The sequence below is a fragment of the Terriglobus sp. RCC_193 genome (genome assembly GCF_041355105.1).
In the GTDB taxonomy this organism is placed as follows: domain Bacteria; phylum Acidobacteriota; class Terriglobia; order Terriglobales; family Acidobacteriaceae; genus Terriglobus.
The window spans coordinates 141,270-165,089 of the sequence record NZ_JBFUPK010000003.1; the positions used below are offsets into that span (position 1 = coordinate 141,270).

A 23,820-nucleotide genomic window follows, 5' to 3' on the forward strand; every position below is an offset into this window, starting at 1 on the left:
TCTACGACAACGATGCACCCCGCCGCTGCGTCCAACAGGAAAGGGACTGCCAGATTCCGCCGTGAAACCCTCGGCTGATACTCTTGGTGGGACAGTTTCGTTCGTGTTGAAGGAGTTTTTGTCTTGGTGAAATTAGGATTGGCAGCGGTGTTGGCAACAGGTCTGATGGCGGGTCTGGGCACAGTGGCAGGCGCACAGGCAGGCCAGCAGCAGGCCATCCCGGACGGCCCGCGCCCCAACGTCATTCCCCAGGCCGCTGGCGTCACGCCCGGCAAGGGCATCACCACCAGCACCAGCAACGCGCCCACCGACGACGGTGGCAACGGCGGCGTTGTACCTACCTCGTCGCTTCCCGGCTCGCAGCATAAGAACGAAGTCCCCGAAGCCGATCAGCCCCCACCGGACATCAAGGCCGAGCTCGGCCCCGGCGGTCGCGTCCAGACCATCCACGCCAACGTAAACTTCGTCCAGATCCCCTTTACCGTCAAGGACAAGTCCGGCAAACTGGTTCCCGCCGTCGACTGGCGCGAGATTCGCGTCTACGAGAACGGCATCCGTCAGCAGCTCCAGTACTACTCCAGCGATCCGTTCCCGCTCTCCATCGCCTTCGTCGTCGACCAGTCGCTTCCCTTTGACGTCATGCAGCGCGTCAACGACGCCCTCGGTGCCGTGCAGGGCGCCTTCACGCCCTACGACGAAATGGCCGTCTTCACCTACAACAACAGCACTCGGCTGGTGACCGAGTACACCGGCGCGCAGAGCAACCGCGCCATCGCCGCCATCGAGCGCGCCAAGTCCACCGGTCGCGAAGCCTATCTCGCCTCGCCCATGGGCCCCCTCTCGCAGACCACCAACATCAACGGCCACCAGTTCGACCCCAACACGGCCCCGGTGCGCAACTCCGCCTCCACCTTCCAGGCGCCGCCCAAAGAACAGCATCCGCTCAACGACGCCATCTTTGAAGCCGCCAAGTCCCTCGCCAAACGTCCCGGTGAGCGCCGCCGCATCATCTACGTCGTCAGCGATGGCAAGGAATACGGCTCCAAGGTCAAGTTCAAGGACGTGGTCCAGTTCCTCCAGACCAACAAGATCGCCATCTACTCCACGGTCGTCGGCGACTCCGCCACTCCCTACGTCGGCTGGCTGGACAAGTTCCACATCCCCTACACCATGCGCGAAAACGTGCTGCCGCAGTATGCCGTAGCCACCGGCGGCGAAGCCGTCTCGCAGTGGAGCCGCAAGGGCATTGAGGAGAGCTTCGCCAAGGTCGCCGAGGACATACGCCTGCAGTACACCGTCGGCTACTACTCCCACGAACCCATCACCGACGGCAAATTCCGCACAGTGGAAGTCCGCGTCACGCGCCCGGACCTGAACATCATCGCGAAGAAGGGCTACTACCCCACCGCAGAAAACATGATGCGAACCGGCGGAAACACCACCACCCCGCAAAAGTAACCGCGCCGAAAGCAACAAAAATCAAAAACGAAACGATGGCGGATTCTCTTCAAGGGGAATCCGCCATCACCATTTCCAGGCAGACGAGCGAAACTCAAACAACCAAAGATTCTCCCTCAGCAAAGCTCAAACGCACGAAGTGCGTCCCCCAGCGAAGCTCAAACGGTCGAAGACCGTCATTCTGAGCACAGCGAAGAATCCCGACACACTTCACGCGCCCATACTGCCTATCCCTTCCAGCCACAGAACCGGGTGCCCCAGGTTCGCGAAGCTAACCTGGGCCATCGCGCAACGCGCGATCCAACGCACGAAGTGCGTCCCCCGGCAATCTCAAAGGGTCAAATACCGTCATCCTGAGCGAAACGAAGTGAAGCCGAAGCATGCCCTCGAGCGAAGCGAAGGAACCTGCATTCCTCTCAACCCTCTACAACGCTTCCGTAAGTCCACAAAACAAAAGCCCTCCTTGCGGAGGGCTTTTCACACCACGAAAACTTACTGCGTAACCCGTTCCCAGAAACTGCTGGAGAGCAGAGGATCCTTATACCGCGCAAACTGCTGCCACTGCGGATAGCTCTTCTGAAACTGGCCCGCCGTCATCCTCGCATCCTTCGCGGGATACAGCTTGCCGCCGTAATCCAGCGTCATGCTCGCCAGCCGATCAAACAGCGGAAAGCTCTTGCCCGGCTTGATCGGGAAGTCCAGCGCCAGCGTAATACCCGGCTGCGGAAAGCTCATCATGCCCGGCGACTTCACATCGCCAAACGCCTTCAGCACCGCCAGGAAGCTCGCCAACCCGCTCTTCGACACTTCATTCAAAATGGCAATCGTGCCTTCGCGCGCGCTCTCCCACGGAATGGCGTACTGGAATTGCAACAGCCCGCTCTTGCCATACATACGGTTCCAGTGCAGCACCTTGTCCAGCGGATAGAAGAACGGCTCGTAATCCTGCAACGCGCGAACACGCTGTTTGATCTGCTTATGAAAGAACACCGTGTTGAATGCCGACACGGTCATGGAGTTCAACGCCTGTCCCGGCAGGTCCATCGGAAACACCAGCTTCGGCTCCGGCGACGGCGTCAGCTTATCCGGAATCTTTGAGTGGTCGCCCAGCATAAACACGCCACGCGCAAAGTTCTTACCTGTGCCGGTGCAGTCCACCCAGCTCACGGTGTATTCAATGTGCTTGTACTGCTCGGTCAGCGCCAGAAATTCATCCACACCGTGAAACTGAATTCCCTCGTAATCAATCAGGCGGCTGACGATCGGCTTCAGCTTGATCTGCACCCAGGTCAGCACACCGGTCAGCCCCAGCCCACCAATCGTGGCCTCAAACCAGTCCGGGTTTTCCGTTGGCGAGCAATGCATCCGTGTCCCGTCGCTGCGCACCAGCTCAAACTGCGTCACATGGCAGCCAAACGTGCCGTTCACATGATGGTTCTTGCCGTGAATGTCATTGGCAATCGCGCCGCCCAGCGTCACATACTTCGTTCCCGGCGACACCGGCAGGAAGTACCCGCGCGGCACCGCAAAATCCAGCAACTGCGCCAGTGTCAGCCCCGCCTCGGCAGTCAGAATGCCGTTCTCCTGGTCCCAGTCCAGCAGGCGATTCATGCCCGTAGCATTGAGCAGGAAGCCATCCTTCAGCAGGCAGCTATCGCCATAGCTGCGGCCCATGCCCACGGCCAGCGCGCCCGCAGGCATACCGTCATACTTCTGCACCACGGCGGGATAGTCCGTCTGCCACGTCAGCGGCACCACGGTGGCGTTGTAATTCGGATAGCGCCCCCAGGAGCTGAACGGCGACTTGCCCTGAAACTGATCATCCGAGTGCGGTTCAGGACGCGCAGGCGGCAACTCCGCCGGCACATTACGATGCTGCAATTCCGGAGATTGAACGGGGGTATCCATTACGTCCAGTCTACCGGAGCACCGTCGAATCCCTTCCAAATTTGTTGTGAATGCATCCCCATCAAAACCACCCCTGCCCGCGCTGATCCTCAACTGCCAGCAAACTAACGAGAACAAGCCTCAGGCACCACATCCACTCCAGTCACAGCCAACGGCAAAGCAGTCCCCTTCACAAACGGCTGCGTGGGCGTTATCTCAAACGACTCATCCTTCCCCACGGCCACCTTCTCCGCAACACCATCGCGCAGCATCACCTCGCGAGCTTTTCCATTCGCAATAAGAGCAACCTTGCCCTCGCCATTCGCGTGAAAGGTTATCGTCGAGCATCCCTGCGGCACCAGCCAGCGCAACTTATAAAGCGTCTTCTTCGCTTCATAACCTTCGCCGTTGTAATTCCAGAACATCTCCGCATTCTTCTGGTTCAGTTCATAAGGCGCATCGCCCTTCGCCACCAACACCTTATCCAGCAGCAACGCGCCCGCATACTTCACAGCAATGACAGGAAGATCCCCCTGCGGGAGCGTATCGCCAACTGTAACAACGGCATCTCTGCCATCATGCTGCACTGATAACTTCTTGCCCGACGCCATCACACTCGCAGAAATAAAGCGCGTACGTCCCGCCAATGGCAGCCGCAACTTACCATCCTTCGGCAACGACTTCACAAACAGGTACACCGTTCCCTGTTTCACCGTGGCATAACCAAAATCAAGCGGCGCAAACGGCGAAGCCTGCGTGCCATAGATGGCTTCTGCATTCGGCTTCAGCCAAGCACCCACACCACGCAACACATCGGCTTCATAGGGAACCACACTGCCATCGCCCTCTGGCCCAATGTTCAGGATGTAATTGCCGCCACGGCTCACCACCTGCACCAGCTTCAGAATGTTCTCGTTGATCTTCCCCTGCACATCGTCTCGTACCTGCCACGAACGATAGCCCCACGTCGCATTGAACATCGAGGCAGGCGTCTGCCACGGCTCATCCAGCCCATACTGCGGCACTTCGTTATCGCCCATCACAGTGAAGTCGCCTTCGTAATTCCACACACGACCACTCACCATCGTTTGCGGCTGCAGCTTGTGCACGGTCGTTGCAAACAGATCACTCTGCGCAGGCGTAGGCTTGCCCATGTCGAACCATATTTCGCGGATCGGCCCGTACTTCGTCATCAACTCGCGCAACTGCGCCACATTAAACTTCGCGTGTGCATCACTCAGCGGATTGCTGTTCGTGGGAATGTACGTATCCATCCCCGGCTCATGCCAGTCAATCGACGAGTAGTACACACCAAAGCCAATGCCGCCGCGCCTGCATGCCTCCGCAAGCTCTTTCACAATGTCGCGGTGATACGGCGTTGCATCCACCACGTTGTACTTCGTCTGCGCTGTATGAAACATGTTGAATCCATCGTGATGCTTCGACGTAATCACGATGAACTTCATCCCCGCATCCTTCGCCAGTTTCACAATGGCATCCGGATCCCACTTCGTGGGATTAAACGTCTTCGCAGTCGCGGCATACTCATCCATCGGAATCGGCGCATTCGCCATGATCTGCTCGCTGTAGCCGTTGTCAATTTGCTTGCCCTTCCATACACCGCCAAGCTGCGAATACAGCCCAAAGTGAATGAACATGCCAAACTTCTGCTCCTGCCACTGCTGCACCGTCTGCGCCGAAGGCCGGGGCGACGAACGAGGCTGCGGCCTGTCCTGCACAGGATGTTGCGCAACAGCAGAAGAAGAAACGGCAGCGGCAAGAACAAGAGAAAGAAACTTCATCCCCGCATGATATCCGGTGACTAGTTGAACTTGCGCGCAGCCTCAATCGCCGAGCGCGTATACATCTCCCACTCCCACGGCGTCACCGTATCGCCAAAGATGGTCTCCAGCAGCGGCTGAAATGCAAACTCGCCATTGTCCGAATTCGTCAGCAGGATCATGCAGTCTTTGCGACGCGTGAAACACACCATGTAGTTCTGCGCGCCATCGCCATGCCCTTCTTTAAAGAACGCAGGCCCGAACTTCGTCTTCGTCAGCAAACCCCAGCCAATGCCATACGCCAGCCCCACCTGCTTCGCTTCTGTTCCTTCAGGCTCATCCTTTGCCAGAGCAAACTGATGCAACGTGTGGATCTGCACCTGCGGCGCCAGCATCTTCTTCTGCGTCGTGGTATCAATAATTTTTCCCGCAAACAGCGCTTCTACAAACCGCCCAAGATCAGCAGCACTCGTCGTCATATTCCCACTCGCACGCGCAGGAAATCGTTTGGTCTGCGAGCGGAATTTACCGTCCTTATCAAAACGATCCGCGACATCCTCCGCGAAACGAGCCTGATAAATCTCTGACGTCCGCGTCATCTGTAGCGGCCCAAAGATCGCATCCTGCATCAGGATGTCCAGCGTCTTGCCCTGCTGCTGCTCAATCGCAAACTGCACCAGGTTCAAACACTCTCCCGAGTACGAAAAATGATCGCCCGGCTCAAAGTGAAAACGCAGCTTCTTGTCCGGCTCCTGCATGCTCACAATGTTCAACAGCCCACCCGTATGCGATAAACACATACGCGGCGTCAGCTTCGCCCATCGCGGATCGTTCACAATCTCCGAAGCGGAATCCTTGTACGCGTCATACTCATTCCACGGCTTTGGTAATTGCTGCGGCATCGGCTTATCCAGGTCGAACTTACCCTGCTGCACCAACTGCATCACATACGTCGCAAACACTGCCTTCGTAATCGAAGCGGCCCATGTCGTAGTATTCGTGGTCATCGGCAGATCAGGGTCTTTACGCCGCAAACCATAGGCGTAACTCCATGCCACCTTGCCATTGTTCAGCACCACAATCTGCGCACCCGTCACATGGTTCGCCGCCAACGTCTTCGCAGCAAACTGCTCTGCTTCGGCAACAGAAACATGGCCGCCATCCAGCTTGCGTATGTTCTGTGCAGACATAACCACTGCAGACGAAAGAACAGCCAGCGAAAGAGCAACACGAGCGATCATGCCAACACCATACGCGCTGAGAATACCCTCGGTTCCACAAACATCCGAAATAAAAACGAACGCAGCGCTCGCGGCGGATTCGCTGCGAGCGCTGCGTTCGCTCTTGTACTTTCTGGAACCCGCTACATCTTCACAACGTCGATGTAATACAAGTCTTCCGCCACCTGAAATCCGTCGCGCTTCGCCTGCATCGTCTGCCACTCCGCCGCAGGATGCAACAATGTCCAGTGCTGTGGATCACCCACCTTCACCGGCATATTGAAACCCGTCTCCTCTGCATCCCAGCGATACTGCACCGTACCCGCCGCATCATCAAACTTCAACTCCAGCTTTGGCAACGCAGCATGCCGCAGATACTCATTGAAGATCGGCGTTAGATCACGCCCGGTGTACTTGTTCCAGAACGACACCACATCTTCCGTCAGAATCGTCTTGTATTTGAATCTCTGGTAGTACGCATGAATCCCCGCATACCACTTCGCATCATCATCCAGCACAGACCGCAGAGTATTCAGAAACAACGCGCCCTTGAAGTACTGATCCTCATCCCGTGGCTCACGATCCTTGCCACGCGGCCCCAGGATGGGTCGCTGATTCTTTACCTTCTTCTTATAGCCATTCACATACTTGATGGCATCATCCTTACCCCAGCGGCCTTCAACATAGATATCTTCCGCGTAGGTACACCATCCCTCATGGATCCACATATCCCCAGGGTCAGCCGCCGTAATCGCATTGCCAAACCACTCATGGCCACTCTCATGAATGATGATGAAGTCAAACCGCGGACTAATCCCCACGCCCGTCCAGTCACCACCGTGATAGCTGTTCTTGAAACCGTTGCCATACGCCACCGCGCTCTGATGTTCCATACCCGCATACGGCACCTGGACTAACTTGTAACCATCGCGCACAAAGGCATACTCACCAATCTTCTTATTGAAGATTTCCAGCATCGGCCGCGCCTGCGCAAACTGCTCCTTCGCCTTCTCCAGGTCTTCCGGCTTGGCATAAAAATTAATCGTTAACTTACCTAACGGCTTATCGCTCCAATGAACGTACGTGCCAATGTTCAAAGCCACGTCATAGTTATTAATCGGATAAGTCACACGCCAGTTCCATTGCGTGTATCCATCCTGCAGATCGCGATGCCCCAGCAGCCGACCGTTGGAAACGTCCACCAGCCCCGTTGGCACGCTCACATGCAGGTCCACTCCCTGCTGCGGCTCGTCCTTCCACTGGTCTTTGTTCGGCCACCACACGCGCGCGCCATTGCCTTCGCACGCGGTAAAGACCCACGGCTTTCCTGCAGAGTCCTTTTCATAACTCATGCCGCCAAACCGCCCGGCCTTGCGCGGATGGCCGCTGTAAAACACGTCCAGCGTCTGCACCGATCCCTTGCGCATCACCCGCGGCACATCCACAAAGAACGACTCTTCCTCGCGCGTCACCTTCACCGGCTTCCCGCGATACAGCACTTTGTCAATGGTCAATTCCTGCGCCAGGTCCAACTGAATGCGCTGCCCATCCTCCAGCATGCGAAACCGCACCTGGTTATCTCCGGCAATGCTCTGGTCTTCAGGATTCACACGCACCGTCAGCGTGTAATGCAGCAGGTCATTATTGGCGCGATACGGACCGTACTCACCCAGCAGTTGCATCTTCCTTGCCGTAGCAACATCTTGTTGCGCAAAGGTGCCGCAGCAGGCCATCAAAAATAAAACAAAAGACAGTGACACCCGAAACTTCATGGCCAAAGTATCGCCTGAAATAACTTTGTTCGGAACGTAACTTATTTCATTCTGACAAACGAAAGACCCGGTCCCTTGAGGGATCGGGCCTTCATCACTTCCCAATACGGGAGAGAAGCTTACGCTGTTGCCTTGGCCTTATCGTTCGCAGCCTTGGCCTGTGCCGCCAGAGCAGCAAAGCCTGCAGCATCATTGGTTGCGATATCCGAGAGAACCTTGCGGTCCAGCTCCACGCCAGCCTTCTTCAGGCCGCTGATGAACGTCGAGTAGCTCAGGCCATTCAGGCGAGCACCCGCACCGATGCGGACGATCCACAGCGAGCGGAACTGACGCTTCTTCTGCTTACGGCCAACATAGGCAAACTTCAGGCCGCGCTCAACGGCTTCCTGGGCTGCCTGGTACAGCTTTGATTTCGTGAGGAAGTAGCCAGACGCGCGCTTAAGAATCTTTTTGCGGCGGTCATTGCGTTTTGTGCCACGTTTTACGCGGGGCATAGGTGTGTCTCCTTTTGCGTACTTCGTTGGTCAGCGGCTGGAGGTAAGGTCATGGATGGTTTTGCATCCATTACGGCCTCTTCACACGCTTGCTGCTTTCCTGCCTCGTAATCGCGCTTCAAAATTGCTTTCGAAGAACGAGGGCCCGGTTACGCTTTTCGGACCGTTGCTGACAACCACGTCAGCGGCTGGGCGGAAAATCTTTAAGTACCTAAGGCAATTGCCTCAGGCGTAGGGGATCATCCGCGAGACCTTGGCGTGATCGCCATCGGAAACGTAAGCCTGCGACGTGAGCTTGCGCTTCACCTTCGTCGACTTCGAGGTCAGGATGTGACGCTTCTTCGTCTGGCCGCGCTTGATCTTGCCGGTGCCAGTCTTAGAAAAGCGCTTTTTAGCCCCTGTGTGGGTCTTCATCTTAGGCATTGGGTGTTCCTGTCTGGAAGCTGGACGCGAGAAACCGCGTCCGCCTGAGTGTTGCGCCGATGTTCTGGACAACCCTTTGATTGTAGCGCAATTTTCCCGGTTAGCGGCGGTATTGTTCGTCTGTAACGTGTTCCATCCAGTCCACCACCTTGCCATCCAGCCGCTCCTGAATCGCAATGTGCGTCATTCCGGTGGTCGACGTCGCGCCGTGCCAGTGCTTCTCGCCCGGCGCAAACCAGACCACATCACCCGGCCGAATCTCTTCCACCGGCCCGCCTTCACGCTGCACCCAGCCAAGACCCGCCGTCACAATCAGCGTTTGTCCCAGCGGATGCGTATGCCACGCCGTCCTCGCACCCGGCTCAAACGTCACACTCGCGCCTGCAACCAGCGCAGGATCAGGCGCTTGAAACAAAGGATCAATCCGCACCGACCCCGTAAACCAATCCGCCGGACCAACTCCTGAAGGCTTCGAACCTGCGCGCTGAATCTCCATGGCCCACAGTCTATCGCTCCAGCCCCAGGCGCGTTCGAAATGGTAGAATAAAAGACGAACAGAGCCTCCGGAAATCCTGCAAATTCCTTGCAATTTTGCCGGTTTGCGCTCACCCGGAACCTTAGGAGAACGAGTGGCCACCGAGACACCCCTGATCGACCTGCAGCAGACTGACCCCACCAACGCTCCCGAGCCTAAAATCACGTCGGAGACCGGCCAGCCCACCTATACCAGCGACAACATCCGCGTGCTGGAAGGTCTGGAGGCTGTCCGTCTGCGCCCGGCCATGTACATCGGCTCCACGTCCGAGCAGGGTCTGCACCATCTCGTGTACGAGGTCGTCGACAACTCCGTCGACGAAGCCCTCGCCGGCCACGCCACCCGGATTGATGTCTTTATTCACGCCGACAACTCCATCACCGTCATCGACGACGGCCGCGGCATCCCCGTCGACATGAAGGACCTTGGCAATGGCGTGAAGATGCCCGCCCTCCAGGTCGTTCTCACCAAGCTCCACGCAGGCGGCAAGTTCGACGCCAACAGCTACAAGGTCTCCGGCGGTCTCCACGGCGTGGGCGTAAGCTGCGTCAACGCGCTCTCCGAGGAGTTCGACGTCGAGGTCTGGCGCGACGGCCACACCTGGCAGCAGGACTACTCCAAGGGCGACCCCATCTCCGAGGTCCGCAAGGTCGGCGTCACCCAGAAGCGCGGCACCAAGGTCCACTTCCTGCCCGACAAGAGCATCTTCTCCGTCCACGAGTACAACTTCGACACCCTCGCCGGACGCCTGCGCCAGCTCGCCTTCCTGAACAAGGGCATTGAGATCAATCTCACCGACGAGCGCGCCACCGACGCCAAGACCGGCGAATTCAAGCAGATCAACTTCCGCTTCAAGGGCGGCATTGAAGAGTTCATCCGCCATCTGAACAAGGGCAAGATCGTGCTGCATGAAAAGCCCATCTACATGGAGGCCGAAAAGGGCCAGCTCACCATGGAGATCGCGCTGCAGTACAACGACGCCTATTCCGAAACGGTCTTCAGCTTCGCCAACAACATCAACACGGTCGACGGCGGCACCCATCTCTCCGGCTTCCGCACCTCGCTCACCCGCACCATCAACGCGGCAGGCCAGTCCCTCGGCCTCTTTAAAGACATGAAGGAAGCGCTCAGCGGCGACGACGTCCGCGAAGGCCTTGTGGCCGTGGTCAGCGTCAAGCTGCCGCAGCCGCAGTTTGAAGGCCAGACCAAGGGCAAACTGAACTCCGACATCGCCGGACAGGTGCAGTCCTTCGTCAACGAGCGTCTCGGTGTCTTCTTTGAACAGAACCCGCAGGTCGCCAAGAAGATCATCAACAAGGCGATCGACGCCGCTCGCGCACGCGAAGCAGCCCGCAAGGCCCGCGACCTCACACGCCGTAAGGGCGCACTCGACGGCGGTGGCCTCCCCGGCAAACTCGCCGACTGCTCTGAGCGTCAGCCTGACCGCTGCGAACTCTACCTCGTCGAGGGTGAATCGGCCGGTGGCACCGCCAAGCAGGGCCGCGACCGCCGCTTCCAGGCCATCCTGCCCCTCAAGGGTAAGATCCTCAACGTGGAAAAGGCCCGCTACGACAAAATGCTGGGCCACGAAGAAATCCGCGCCATGATCACAGCGCTCGGCACCGGCATCGGCAAAGACGACTTCACGCTGGACAAGCTCCGCTACGGCAAGCTCATCCTCATGACGGACGCCGACGTCGACGGTTCGCACATCCGTACGCTGCTGCTCACCTTCTTCTTCCGTCACATGACGCAGCTCATCCAGCGCGGCCACGTCTACATCGCGCAACCGCCTCTCTACAAGATCAAGAAGGGCAAGTTCGAGCAGTACATCAAGGACGACCGCGACTTCGTCAAGGTCATGGTCAAGCGCGCTGCCGATGGCATGGTCGTCCGCTACGGCGACGACGCCCAGACCATCGACGGCGCCGATCTTACTGCCTTCATGGGCAACCTGAACGAGTACATCGGCTTCTTCGACAAGGCAGACAAGCGTTTCCGCAACGAGAAGGTCACCGAACAGGTCGCCAAACTCTTCGCCCACGAGGGCAAGGAGCAGGCCAAGCGCTCTGACTTTGAAACACCGGAAAAGCTGGAAGAGATGGCGAAGTTCCTTGAGTCCATCGCCCGGGAATTCCAGTTCAAGGCCGTCGGCAAGCCCATCAAGGACGAGGAGCACAGCACCTGGTCACTGGACTACACCGACGCTCAGGGTGCCACTCGCCACATCGACTTCACCACTATCTCCGCTCCAGAGATGCGCCAGATGCTCGGCAAGTACGCGCAGATCAGCGAATACCTGAAGCCTCCCTTCCTCGTGGAATACGCGCAGAAGACCGGCAAGGCCGCTGCCGTAGCCGCAGAAGAGGAAGCGGAAGAAGCCGCCGAAACTGAGGTGAACGAGACCATCGCCGCAGCCCCCGGCACCGCAGTGGAAGCCAAGGGAGCCAAGCGCAACTCGAAGATCGGCCAGGATCCCGTCCAGAAAGACACCCCGCGCGAACTCTTCGAGTACGTCATCGAGCAGGGCAAGAAGGAATACCAGGTACAGCGCTACAAGGGCCTCGGCGAAATGACCGCCGAACAGCTCTGGGAGACCACCATGGACCCCGAACGCCGCACCCTCCTCCAGGTCAAGCTCGAAGACATCGCAGCCACCGAGGAAATCTTCACCACCCTCATGGGCGAAGACGTGGAAGCCCGCCGTCGCTTCATCGAGGAAAACGCCCTCGACGTAAAGAACCTCGACATCTAGTGCTTCGCACCGTTCTCGACATCGCTCTAGCAACGTGAAGGTGAGCAGAACAACACAGGGATGCGCTACAAGGCGCATCCCTGCTTTGTATGCGCCGCGATTCTTTCTATTCTTTCTCTGGCGTCAGCCTGAGCAAAACTTCTACGGCGTCATCCTGAGGCAAAACTTCTCTGGCGTCATCCTGAGCAAAACGAAGTGAAGCCGAAGCATGCCCTCGAGCGAAGCGAAGGGGACCTGCATTTCTCTCAATCCTCTACAACGCATCAGCAACCCACGAACTGGGTGCCCCAGGTTCGCGAAGCTAACCTGGGTATCGTGCGAAAGCACGACCAGCGAAGCTCCTACGAACGAAGTTCGTCCTCTCCCGCCGCCTACCAACCCTGATCTCCCCAGACTTCCCCGATGGCGCGCAATACGGTATCATTAGTCGTTGACCGTGCCTGCTGTTGAGCGGTGCATGTGGCTCCATCAGGGCGATAGCCCTGAATGCAGGGGAGTAAGCTCAACGGTTAAACTGTCGGTCTCCAAAACCGAACTTCTCGGTTCGAATCCGAGCTCCCCTGCCAGTTTTCCCGCAGCACATTCTGTACACTGCCGAAGGTTTGTTGCGGCGTGTTCGGAAGCAGCAAAGGTAAGTGCAGTAAGCAGTTACGAGAGTTGAGGCAACAAATGGCCAAGGCAGCAGTGGTGGAAGAGAACGCAGCACTCCAGAAGATCAAGGAACCCGGCATGAAGCTGGGAGCATTCCTCGGCGACGTGCGCAGCGAAATGCGCAAGGTGTCCACACCGTCGACTGCGGAAACGCGCACCACGACCGCCGTCGTGATTGTGACCGTTTTCGCCTTTGCCGCATACTTCTGGGCCGTCGACTTCGGCATCAATCACTCGTTGAACGCGCTGATCACCAAACTGACGCAGCGCTAAGTTTGATCGCGCTTCTGGCGCGCACCTGAAGTTTTAAAGAAGGACACGATGGCTGAAGAGTTCGCACCCGTGGAAGAGACAATCGAAGCTACCCCCGCTCCGGAAGCAACGGAACAGGCAGAGGCTCCCGCGCAGGAAAGCAACCTGAAGTGGTACATCATCCACGCCTACTCGGGCTTTGAGCGCAAGGTCAAAGAGTCGCTGGAGAGCCGGATGCACGCCTTCGGCCTGGGCCACAAGATCGGCCGCATCGAAATCCCCACCGAGCCGGTCACCGAGATTCGCAACAACAAGAAGTACACCATTGACCGCGTCTTCCTTCCCGGCTACGTCTTCGTCGAAATGGACCTCGACAACGACCTCTGGCACCTGGTGAAGAACACGCCACGCGTCACGGGATTCCTCCAGACCGGCGACACCCCCACCCCGCTCAGTGAAGCCGAGGTCAACTCGATGCTGAACCGCGCGGACGTGGTGAAGGACAAGCCCAAGCTGAAGGTCAAGTTCGAGAAGGGCGAGCAGGTCCGCATCACCGAGGGACCATTCGCCAACTTCAACGGCGCTGTGGACGACGTCAACGAAGACAAGCAGACCCTGAAGGTTATGGTCAGCATCTTCGGACGCCCCACTCCGACCGAAGTCGAGTTTTCGCAGGTGGAGAAGACCATCGAGTAGCGGAAACTACCCGTTGCTTCTCCTGCACATTTGTAACCCGTCGCGTACCGGTGGCTTCTACCCTGCTCGCGACCAAGCCGTAAACGCGTAGTCGTTCACGATTGAATCGAAAAGGACAAGAACATGGCACCGAAGAAAATTACTGGATACGTCAAACTCCAGGTGATGGCCGGCAAGGCCACTCCCGCTCCGCCGATCGGCCCCGCGCTCGGTCAGGCGCAGGTCAACATCATGGAGTTCTGCAAGCAGTTCAACGACCGCACCAAGGACCCGTCGATGGCGGGCCTCACCATCCCGGTCGTCATCAGCGTGTATGCAGACCGTACCTTCTCCTTCATCACCAAGACGCCTCCGGCTCCGGTGCTCCTGAAGAAGGCTGCCAAGATCGAAAAGGGTTCCGGCACGCCGAACAAGGCGAAGGTCGGCACCGTGACCGAAGCTCAGGTGCGCGAGATCGCCACCCAGAAGATGCCCGACCTGAACGCAGCGACCGTTGAAGCCGCAATTAAGATGATCAAGGGCACCGCCCGCTCCATGGGCCTCGACGTAGTCGCCTAAGCAACCCGCAAGACAAGCTAAAGGGCGCGGAGATATCCTCCGCGCCCTTCGCTTTTGTGTACTCCCAAAAGACCGCGATGCATTTCGCTCTGTCGATACTGACAGGCGACGTATCGTCCAGCGCCAAATATCTTGCTCTCTATTGCAATTGCAGAGGTATAGCGTGCACAAAAGCATTCTGCATCTTCCATTCGTTGCTCTCGTATCGGCCTGCCTCCTGCCTGGACTGGCGGCGGCGCAACAGACCCAGACGGAAGAAGCGCATTCCACCGAAAACCTGCAAAAAGCTACACAGAATCCTGTAGCCAGCATGATCAGCGTCCCCTTTCAGAACAACAGCAACTTCGGAATCGGCCCCTACGGGCGCATTCAGAATGTGTTGAATATCCAGCCTGTGATTCCGGTGAAAGTAACGCCGGATCTGAACCTTATCGTCCGTTGGATCGCCCCCATCGTTTACCAGCCTGCACCGGGAACGGCAAACCTTCAGGTCTATGGCATCAACGAGGACACACCAGCCTATTTCGCGGCCGTCGATGTGCAACAACACGCAGCCATTGGTGGCCTCGGCGACATGGCACCGACTTTTTTCCTCACTTCGGCCAAAGCACACAAAATGATCTTCGCCACAGGTCCCATGTTTGTCCTGCCCACCGGCACCAGCAGGGTGCTCGGCCAGGGAAAATTCAGCATGGGGCCTTCCATTCTCACCCTGGTCCAGCCCGGGCATTGGACTGTCGGTGCGTTGATCAGCAATGTCTGGTCCGTTGCAGGCGATTCCAGCCGCAGCGATGTCAACCAGATGAGCTTCCAGTACTTCGTCAACTACAACCTGAAGAAGGGTTGGGCTCTTTCCACTGGCCCCATCATTTCCGCCAACTGGAAGGGTTCCAGCGGGAACGTCTGGACAGTCCCCATCGGCGGCGGAGTCGGCCGTGTGATGCGTCTTGGATACCAGCCCGCCAACATTGGCGTGCAGTTCTACAGGAACGCGGTGTATCCAACCGGCGGCTCTCCCTGGAGCATGCGTCTATCAGTCTCGCTGCTGTTTCCAAAGATGCCAAAGCCAGCCGCTAAATAATCCGGTGATGAGTCGGCACACGCAGCGACACTACTGCAACAGCGAAACCGCCACCGCCGTCATCGTCACCACACCCGTCTCAATCGCCGGTTTGTAATCCGGCGCATACAGCGCCGAGTGGATATCCGGCAGCGCCAAGCCCTTCTTCTGCGCCTCCGCCACCTTCGCCGGATCACCCGCACCCAGCCGGAAGAACGTCATCGGAATCTTGTAGCCGTCGGTCAGATAGCCCACGTCCTCGCTGCCCATCACGGCCTGTTGCGGCAACACCTTATCCGCACCCAGCGTGGCAACCGCCGCCTTACGCACACGTTCCGTCAACGCATCATTATTCACCGTCGGCGTGGTTGTCTCAACCGTCGTAAGGGTCGGCATCTTGTCCGCAGGCAGCCCATAGGCAACCGCAATCGCATTGGCAGTATTCGTAATCCCCTGCAGCAGCTTCTGTCGCGTCACCTCGTCATAGCTGCGAACCGTCAGTCCCAGCGTTGCTTCTGCAGGAATGATGTTGTTCTTCGTCCCCGCATGAAACGTGCCCACCGTGATCACACCCGGCGACTGCGGCGAGATCTGCCGACTCACCACACCCTGCAGCAGGCTGACAAACTCCGCACCCATGAAGATGGGATCTTTCGAGTTCTGCGGCTGCGACCCATGCGCGCCCACACCATGAAACACCACCGTGATCGAATCCGCACTGGCCAACATTGGCCCTGCGCTGATGCCGACCGTTCCTGCGGCGATGTTGCCGAAGTCATGCATCCCCAGCACATAATCCGGTCGCGGAAAACGCGTGTACAAGCCATCGGCCATCATCGCCTTTGCGCCCTGAATCACCTCTTCCGCGGGCTGGCCCAGCATCAACACCGTGCCATGCCACGCATCCTTGTGCTTCGCCAGTTCCGTTGCAATGCCAATGAAGGCAGACATATGAATGTCATGACCGCATGCCTGCATCACGCCCACATCCTCGCCCTGCGCATTCTTCGCGCGCACCTTGCTGGCATAGGCCACGCCGGTCTCTTCCGTCACCGGCAACGCGTCCATATCCGTGCGGATCAGCACGGTCGGCCCACTGCCATTCTTCAGCACACCCACAACGCCAAACGCAGGCTTGCCGTCTTCATATTTCCCAATGTGATCGGTAACCTGATAGCCCAATGAGCGAAGCTGCGACGCCACAAACGCAGACGTCTTCTCCTCCTGCCGCGACAGCTCAGGAGCCTGATGCAGCATGAGGTATGTCTTCTCCAGCGTGGGCATCTGCGCAGCCGCATCGCTCTGCAGCGTGGCTGTGGGAATCTGCGCAACACAGGAAGCCGCCAACAGTACGGCGGGAAGGGCGAAGGCAAATCTCTTCATGGCGCGAGTATATGCGTCATCGCCACTCGCCCCAAAAGAAAGCACCTAAGTAGCGGAAGGCAGCGAACGCTGCGATGCCGGCAGCAACGCCAGCCGAAGCTCCTCTGCCAGTGCGCCCAGCGGATTGCTCACCGTCTTCTTGATGATGCTCAGCAGCGATTCACCGCGCTTCTGCATGAGATATGCGGCGGTCACACCCGCTGCCAATGTCGCAAGAAAAATAAAACGCTTCATGTTCATAACTATCCTTCTCCCTGCTTCTCTTGTGTGGACGCGGCAGCATCCATCCGGGTTGGTTCAGACGAAAAGCATCTGCTACTCCTCTACAAGTACACACCGAAAAAATGCGTCCCTAGGTTCGCAAAGCAAAATTGGGTGCCCCAGGTTCGCGAAGCTAACCTGGGTATCGCGCTTCATGCGCGATCATACGGCCCAGGGCCGTCATTCTGAGCGCAGCGAAGAACCCCGACACACTTCACCGCACCAAAGCTGCTCATCCCTTCCAGCCACAATACCCAACCAGCTTCGCGAAGCGAACCTCCAAAGAATCGTCATCCTGAGCGAAACGAAGTGAAGCCGAAGCATGCCCTCGAGCGAAGCGAAGGGGACCTGCATTCCTACCTCCTCTACAACGCACCGGAAACCCAAAACAAACCAGCAACCACAAAACCGGGTGCCCCAGGTTCGCGAAGCTAACCTGGGCCGAGCAGCAGAGCTGCTCCATTCGTGCGAAAGCACGACCAGCGAAGCTCAAACGCCAAAGGCGCCGAGCGAAACGAGAGAGAGCTGCACTCCCATCCCTCACGACGATGCTCTAACAAACACCACACAAAGCATGAGCCAACATCCGCATCCAATACCGCCATGGAAGCCACGCAGCGCCCCTCCCTCCTGCCCTGGACACCGCTCATCGTGGCTGCATTCGCCAGCTACGGCCCAGTCGGCTGGAACTACGGCTTCGCGCTGTACTTCCTCAACTACAACCACGGCTTCGTAAAGCGCGGATTTGTCGGCGAACTCTTTTCGCCTTTCGCATTCCTCACACGCAGCCAGCTTCTGCTGACGGAATACCTCTTCCTCGCCGCAGCCTTCCTGCTCTGCTACGCCGTCTTCCGTCCCATACTCTTTCGCAATCGCGAAACCGCCATGATCGCCGTGCTGCTGTTAAGCGCACCCGCAGCTCTGCCACACATCGGCTATCTCTTCGCACAACCCGACGTGACACTCTTCCTTCTCCTGCTGCTCTGCCTGTGGATGCTGTTCACCATGCCTCCCATCGCAGCCACATGTACCACCATCCCGCTCTGCATCCTCGCTCTCTGCACGCATGAAGCCTACTCGCTCATGTTTTATCCACTCGTGGTCGCCATCCTGTTGGAGCAATGCAGAACACGCCGCCTGCCCTGGATCGCAGCCATCGCGCATGTCGCCATCATCGGTGCAGCCTTTGTCGCCATCCTTCACTTCGGCAAATTGAAAATCTCACCTGACATCATCCTTCAGGAAGCCCTCGCAAGAACCAACGTCGCCATACAACGCCAGGTCTACGACGTGATGGCCTCCAGCTTCGCCGAACAGCGCGCTCTCGTCCTCCGCCTGTACACGCCCGGAATATGGAGGCTGCTGGCACTCACACTCTGCATCGCAGCGCCATACTTTTTTCTTCTCGGCAAACTGCTTCGCCGCTCCATGCGCGCAGCCATCATGCCTTCGTGGCAACAGGCCATCACATCCCTGCTCTTTTTTTCACCGCTTCTGCTCTGCTACCTGGGCCACGACTTCACGCGATGGATCGGCGCCGCCTGCATTGATGCCAGCCTCTTCATCCTCTTCCTCGCACAAACCAACGCGGTCGTCTGCAACGCATTAACGCAATGGGCAGCCAGTGAAAACACCACAGCATGGCTTGCCTACCTGATCGCAGCAGGTCCGATGGGCGCCACCGGCATACGCTCCGCTGAAATCTTCTTCACCGCATGGTCCGGACGTTAATCAGCAAAACGAAAGAGCCCCGCCGAAGCGAGGCTCCCCACCCAACAGCAACCGTGTTACTTCCGCGAATCCCGGGCGGCCTTCACATAATCATGGCTCGCCTGAACATGCGCAGCCTGCGTGCTCAACAACTGGTGAACCGGCAGCGGCAGGTCATGCTTCAACGCATCGGCATACACCTTCTTCGCCTTATCCTCACCCGCTTCGGCCGTCTCCAGCAGCGAGTGGTCGCCGCCACCCAGCTTCGCCTTCAGATCGCCCCACGTACGATGAATCGCTCCAGCCACGCTGCCAGTTTCCTTGTATGCATCGCCGACGCCTTCCTTAATCAACACATCTTCCAGGTCGCCCTTGAACGAAGCACGCTTCAGGCTCTCTGCCAGGAAATAGCGCTTCAGCGTCTCGTCGTGCAGCTTCTCACCAATCTCACGAAAACCTTCCTGGCTATCAATCAGCGATTCAATGACGTCTTTCAGTACCGATTCCGTTTGCTTCAGCAGCTCTGCCATTGCGTCCGTTTCCTTACGGGCTGGTTGCCCTGTGTCGTTTTAGATGGATCTCCGCATGTTGCGGCAGAAACAAAATCCTTGCCATGGCCGTGGGCGGTGTCCCCCGGTTGCATTGCGATTCTCCTTGGCCGGAGGCTAGGGGAGGAAATCGCGAAAACCCCGCCACCGCCCTGCCATGGTCTTTGTGTCAAGGACCCGCGGCTCATGCAGCGGGTTCAGTGTGTGCCGCCGGAAAATCCACCCGGTGTGTTTCTAAACGTTAGGAGCCATCTGCCGCCGTGCGGGTTGCCCACGCGGGTTCCTCCCCCAGATTGCGCCCCCTTTCCGCTGCCATGCGGTAGAGAATCGGGCATGATACCCTCCGTGTCCGCACTTCCGCGTACAAGGAAAGGTTCGCAGGAGAATCGCTGCCTATGAAGCCGCTCCGCCTGGAGATGACCCCCACCCGCAGCCGCCGGCTGAACGAAGTGCTCGGCCTGCTGCTGCTGGCCACTGCCGTACTGCTGCTGCTTTCGCTGGTCAGCTACACCCCCGACGACCCCTCCCTGAACACCGTCGGCGGATTCAGCAGTGCCACCGCGCTGCGCCCCGTGCATAACTGGGCTGGACGCATCGGTGCGCTCCTCAGCGACCTCCTTCTGCAAATCCTCGGCATCGCTGCCTTCGTCTTCCCGCTCATGCTGGGCCGTCTGGGCATCTGCTGGATGCGCTCGCAGGCGCAGGGCTCACCCGCCGCCAAAACCATTGGCATCGTCCTCTGGATTCTCGCCGCACCCACCGCACTGGCGCTCATGCCCATGCACCTCCTGTGGCGCAGCGCTCTGCCCATTGAAGGCGCCCTCGGTCGTGTCCTCTCCGGTTTCATCGTCGGCCTGCTCAACTACCCCGGCGCCTGCGTCGTCGTCGGCCTGCTCGTCGTCCTCAGCCTCTACCTCTCCACCACCTTCACCTTCAACACCGCGCAGGACTGGGCCGGTCAACGCCTCGGCATCTTCGGCCGCCTGCAGGAGCGCTATCTCGCATGGCGCGGTGACCGTGGCGACCTGAAAGCCTCACGCGCCGCAGACAAGCTGGAAACCCGCCGCGAACGCGAAATCGCCCGGCAGGACGCCGCCGACGCCAAGGCCACCGCAGCCGCCCAACGTGCCGCCAGCGGCGGCTCGCTCATCACCAGCCTCTTCGCCAAGTGGAGCCTCTGGCGCAAGGGCATCCGTCCCGACAGCGAAATCATTGACGACATGCCCTCCTCCCGCACCATGTGGTCCAAAATGCCGCGCACCAACGTTGACGCAGGCCCCGACCCTGAATTCGCGCCGCTGCCCGGCCATCTCCAGGCCGAAGCCGACGCTGCACTCCAGGCCGAAGTCACCGGCATCGACGCCCCGCTCAACGGCAGCCTGCTCGAAGCCGCGCCCACACAGGAAAACTTCGCAGACTGGCACCAGCCCGGCCACGCACCGCAGGACGATCAGGCCTTCGCCTGGCTGAACAGTCGCCGAGCAGAACAGCAACAGCGCCCGCGCACCGCCGAGGTCGTGCCCTTCCCCGCAGCAACACGCATGGAGCCTCCCGCACCGCCCGCTCCCCCGGAAGAGAAAATCTCTTTCGGCAAGCGCGCCGACGAGTCCATCAAGACCGTCACGCTCACCGCAAAATCCGTCCACGGTTACAAGCTGCCGCCGTCGTCCCTGCTGCACCACGACAACAAACACGCCGCCGTCCGCGAAGAAGCCCTGCGCGAAGAAGCCCGCATCCTCGTCGAAAAATGCGGCGAATTCGGCGTCGACGGCCAGGTCACCCAGATCAACCCGGGCCCCGTCGTCACCACCTTTGAGTTCCGCCCCGACGCCGGCGTGAAATACAGCCGCGTCACCGGCCTCGCCGACGACCTCTGCCTCGCCATGGCCGCCGAGTCCGTCCTCATCGAGCGCATGCCCGGCAAGTCCACCGTCGGCATCCAGGTCCCCAACAGCGACCGCGAAACCATCTGGCTCCGCGATGTCGTCGAGTCCGAAGGCTTCGCCAACTCCCGCTCCAAAGTCGAAATCGCGATGGGCAAGGACATTAACGGACGTATCGTCACCGCCAACCTCGCGGCCATGCCCCACGTCCTCATCGCAGGCTCAACCGGATCGGGTAAATCCGTCGCCATCAACGCCATGATCATGAGCGTCCTCTTCAAGGCCACACCCGAAGAAGTCCGCATGATCCTTGTCGATCCCAAGCGCGTCGAGCTCGGCATGTACGAGGGCATCCCGCACCTCTTCACGCCCATCATCACCGAGCCCAAACTCGCCGCCAACGCACTCCGCAACGCCGTCCGCGAAATGGAGCGCCGCCTCAAACTCCTCGCCAGCCGCCACGTCCGCAACCTCGATCAATACAACAAGCTCTTCGACAGCGGCCAGCTCTTCAACGAAGACGGCGAAGAGCAGCAGCCCCTGCCCTACATCATGATCATCATCGACGAGCTCGCCGACCTCATGATGCTCGACAAGGCCAACGTCGAAGAGTCCATCACCCGCCTCGCGCAGATGGCCCGCGCCGTCGGCATCCATCTCGTACTCGCAACGCAAAGACCGAGTGTGGACGTCATCACCGGCCTCATCAAGGCCAACGTCCCCACCCGCATGTCCTTCCGCCTCGCCACCAAGGTCGACAGCCGCACCATCATCGACAGCAACGGCGCGGAATCGCTTCTGGGCCGCGGCGACATGCTCTTCCTGCCACCGGGCACCAGTCGCCTCCAACGCGTCCACGCGCCCTTCGTCACAGAAAAGGAAATCAGCGACGTAGTCGATTTCTGGAAGCAGCAGGGCGAAGCTGAATACGTTGAAGGCTTCCTCGAAGGCCCCAAGGACGACAAGGGCAACAACCTCTTCGACGACGAAGGCAACAACGCCCAGGACGAACTCTTCGACGACGCCGTCCGCCTCGTCTTCGAATTCGGCAAGGCCAGCACCTCACTCCTGCAACGCCGCCTTCGCATCGGCTACGGCCGCGCCGCCGCCCTCATCGACATGATGGAGCGCGATGGCCTCGTAGGCCCCGCAGACGGCAGCAAACCCCGCGAAATCCTGAAGTCCCCCGACTTCTACCGAGAGGTAGACGAAGCCCTCCGCTAACCCCATATGCCCTACAACAGCAAAATGCCCTGCGCAGTTAAGCGCAGGGCATTGCTTCTTTTGAAATGGTTATTTCCCATAAATAGACTAAGTGCGTCCAGCGAAGCTCATACGATCAAAGACCGCCCGCTGAATGTAGCGAAGCTCCTACGGTCAAAGACAGTTATCCAACGAAGCTCAACCAGTCGAAGACCGTCATCCAGCGAAGCTCCCACGGTCAAAGACCATCACCCTGAACGTAGCGAAGCTCTAACGGTCAAAGACCGTCATCCTGAGCGAAACGAAGTGAAGCCGAAGGACCTGCATTCCTACACACCCTCTACAGCGCACAAGGAAACCCAAACAAACCAGCAACCACAAAACCGGGTGCCCCAGGTTCGCGAAGCTAACCTGGGCCGAGCAGCAAAGCTGCTCCATTCACGCGAAAGCGTGAACCAGCGAAGCTCCCACCGGGCAAGGACCGTCATCCGAAACGAAACGAAACGAAGTCGAAGGGAAATTCTATTTGGGAAGGCTGAAAACCCCGTTCCCGGAACTAAAAGTGGGGCTCCAATCCGTCGCACGTTTCCCCGCCCCATGCCTTAGCGCCAAACATGACACAGGTGTGGCATGTGCCACACCTGTGTGCGAGGGGAAGATTTTTTGCGTTATGCCGCAAAAGTGCCGGAATTATGTGGTGGATGTCGAGAACTTTGGGAAGCATCCATTCCCATCCAGGCTTGGTGCTCCATTCGGCTTAGTTTTTCCGCAAGAGCCAGACAGATGAAGTGATTCAGGGAGACCTGATCTTTCTTGGCGAGACGCTCCACCTGCTCCCGCATGGACGGGCTAAGGCGGAGTGGATACGTTCTGTGATTCATTTTTGAGGGCCTCCGACGAGGGAAAGGGATTCATAACTACAGACAGGAAAGCTCCTTTCTTCAGACTCTCCGGCCTGATCGAGAAACTATCCAGAAACTATATAGAGGGTTGCAATGCTTTTCCTCTATATCCTCCATCCTCGGGCCAATTGGTTCCGTTTTGGGAATTTCCGGTCTTTTTATTCATCCCACGCAGTTTTCGGGGGTGACTTTTGAGAGCAGCTTCTGCCTTAGATTCGGAACATTGGCGGTCGAACATGACGGCATGGCAGAAGTCCAGATCGCAGAAGTCCAGAATGCATGGTCGGGAGAACGCTCATACGATCAAAGACCATCACCCTGAACATAGCGAAGCTCAAACGGTCGAAGACAGCGAAGCTCATACGGTCAAAGACCGTCATCCTGAGCG

19 protein-coding genes and 1 tRNA gene are annotated in these 23,820 nt (G+C 58.4%); 9 read left to right on the forward strand and 11 right to left on the reverse strand.

The window, feature by feature from the left end; translation table 11 throughout:
• Window positions 1-126 precede the first annotated feature (126 nt).
• The gene (locus AB6729_RS16560) at window positions 127-1,458 is read left to right on the forward strand and encodes a VWA domain-containing protein (RefSeq protein WP_371082771.1); all 1,332 of its coding nucleotides are present in this window, start codon (window positions 127-129) and stop codon (window positions 1,456-1,458) included.
• A gap of 492 nt (window positions 1,459-1,950) precedes the next feature.
• On the opposite strand, the gene AB6729_RS16565 is transcribed toward AB6729_RS16560, so the two are convergent.
• From AB6729_RS16565 to AB6729_RS16595, 7 genes are all read right to left on the reverse strand, one after another.
• Window positions 1,951-3,366 carry an FAD-binding protein gene (locus AB6729_RS16565; protein WP_371082772.1) on the reverse strand — a complete coding sequence of 472 codons (1,416 nt, stop codon included), beginning with the start codon at window positions 3,364-3,366 and terminating at the stop codon, window positions 1,951-1,953.
• Between the two features lie 104 nt (window positions 3,367-3,470).
• Entirely contained in the window at window positions 3,471-5,147 is a 1,677-nt protein-coding gene (locus AB6729_RS16570; protein ID WP_371082773.1) for an alpha-L-fucosidase, read from the reverse strand.
• 20 nt (window positions 5,148-5,167) lie between these two features.
• Entirely contained in the window at window positions 5,168-6,367 is a 1,200-nt protein-coding gene (locus AB6729_RS16575; protein WP_371082774.1) for a serine hydrolase domain-containing protein, read from the reverse strand.
• Window positions 6,368-6,489: 122 nt separating this feature from the next.
• The gene (locus AB6729_RS16580; RefSeq protein ID WP_371082775.1) at window positions 6,490-8,118 is read right to left on the reverse strand and encodes a M1 family metallopeptidase; all 1,629 of its coding nucleotides are present in this window, start codon (window positions 8,116-8,118) and stop codon (window positions 6,490-6,492) included.
• Window positions 8,119-8,237: 119 nt separating this feature from the next.
• Complete coding sequence (gene rplT / locus AB6729_RS16585; RefSeq protein WP_371082776.1) at window positions 8,238-8,612, reverse strand: 50S ribosomal protein L20; 375 nt, start codon at window positions 8,610-8,612, stop codon at window positions 8,238-8,240.
• Window positions 8,613-8,837: 225 nt separating this feature from the next.
• Window positions 8,838-9,035 carry a 50S ribosomal protein L35 gene (rpmI, locus tag AB6729_RS16590; protein ID WP_047489931.1) on the reverse strand — a complete coding sequence of 66 codons (198 nt, stop codon included), beginning with the start codon at window positions 9,033-9,035 and terminating at the stop codon, window positions 8,838-8,840.
• Window positions 9,036-9,135: 100 nt separating this feature from the next.
• Window positions 9,136-9,531 (reverse strand): cupin domain-containing protein, encoded by a 396-nt coding sequence (locus AB6729_RS16595; protein WP_371082777.1) that lies wholly within the window; start codon window positions 9,529-9,531, stop codon window positions 9,136-9,138.
• Between the two features lie 133 nt (window positions 9,532-9,664).
• Here AB6729_RS16595 and gyrB point away from each other — a divergent pair, with 133 nt between their 5' ends.
• The 6 genes from gyrB (at window position 9,665) to AB6729_RS16625 (ending at window position 15,563) form a co-directional block, all read left to right on the forward strand.
• Window positions 9,665-12,325: a DNA topoisomerase (ATP-hydrolyzing) subunit B gene (gene gyrB, locus AB6729_RS16600; RefSeq protein ID WP_371082778.1), complete on the forward strand. Its 2,661-nt coding sequence runs from the start codon at window positions 9,665-9,667 to the stop codon at window positions 12,323-12,325.
• A gap of 490 nt (window positions 12,326-12,815) precedes the next feature.
• Window positions 12,816-12,891, forward strand: a tRNA-Trp gene (locus tag AB6729_RS16605).
• Between the two features lie 103 nt (window positions 12,892-12,994).
• On the forward strand, window positions 12,995-13,249 hold the full coding sequence (gene secE / locus AB6729_RS16610) for a preprotein translocase subunit SecE (RefSeq protein ID WP_371082779.1): 255 nt from the start codon (window positions 12,995-12,997) through the stop codon (window positions 13,247-13,249).
• Between the two features lie 48 nt (window positions 13,250-13,297).
• Window positions 13,298-13,924, forward strand: a complete 627-nt coding sequence (nusG, locus tag AB6729_RS16615; protein WP_371082780.1) for a transcription termination/antitermination protein NusG — start codon at window positions 13,298-13,300, stop codon at window positions 13,922-13,924.
• A 123-nt stretch (window positions 13,925-14,047) separates the two neighbouring features.
• Window positions 14,048-14,482: a 50S ribosomal protein L11 gene (rplK, locus tag AB6729_RS16620; RefSeq protein WP_047489956.1), complete on the forward strand. Its 435-nt coding sequence runs from the start codon at window positions 14,048-14,050 to the stop codon at window positions 14,480-14,482.
• 163 nt (window positions 14,483-14,645) lie between these two features.
• Window positions 14,646-15,563, forward strand: a complete 918-nt coding sequence (locus tag AB6729_RS16625) for a neuromedin U (protein WP_371082781.1) — start codon at window positions 14,646-14,648, stop codon at window positions 15,561-15,563.
• A 30-nt stretch (window positions 15,564-15,593) separates the two neighbouring features.
• Here the strand turns inward: AB6729_RS16625 and AB6729_RS16630 are convergent, their stop codons facing one another.
• Window positions 15,594-16,925 (reverse strand): amidohydrolase, encoded by a 1,332-nt coding sequence (locus AB6729_RS16630; RefSeq protein WP_371082782.1) that lies wholly within the window; start codon window positions 16,923-16,925, stop codon window positions 15,594-15,596.
• 45 nt (window positions 16,926-16,970) lie between these two features.
• Entirely contained in the window at window positions 16,971-17,159 is a 189-nt protein-coding gene (locus tag AB6729_RS16635) for a hypothetical protein (protein ID WP_371082783.1), read from the reverse strand.
• 630 nt (window positions 17,160-17,789) lie between these two features.
• Here AB6729_RS16635 and AB6729_RS16640 point away from each other — a divergent pair.
• Complete coding sequence (locus AB6729_RS16640; RefSeq protein WP_371082784.1) at window positions 17,790-18,917, forward strand: hypothetical protein; 1,128 nt, start codon at window positions 17,790-17,792, stop codon at window positions 18,915-18,917.
• 56 nt (window positions 18,918-18,973) lie between these two features.
• Here AB6729_RS16640 and AB6729_RS16645 read toward each other — a convergent pair whose 3' ends face one another.
• Entirely contained in the window at window positions 18,974-19,426 is a 453-nt protein-coding gene (locus AB6729_RS16645) for a PA2169 family four-helix-bundle protein (RefSeq protein ID WP_371082785.1), read from the reverse strand.
• Window positions 19,427-19,839: 413 nt separating this feature from the next.
• Between AB6729_RS16645 and AB6729_RS16650 the strand changes: the two genes are divergently transcribed.
• A complete protein-coding gene (locus AB6729_RS16650) occupies window positions 19,840-22,551 on the forward strand; it encodes a DNA translocase FtsK (RefSeq protein WP_371082786.1) in 2,712 nt (903 codons plus the stop codon).
• Between the two features lie 647 nt (window positions 22,552-23,198).
• On the opposite strand, the gene AB6729_RS16655 is transcribed toward AB6729_RS16650, so the two are convergent.
• Window positions 23,199-23,411: a toxin-antitoxin system HicB family antitoxin gene (locus AB6729_RS16655; RefSeq protein WP_371082787.1), complete on the reverse strand. Its 213-nt coding sequence runs from the start codon at window positions 23,409-23,411 to the stop codon at window positions 23,199-23,201.
• Window positions 23,412-23,820: the final 409 nt, after the last annotated feature.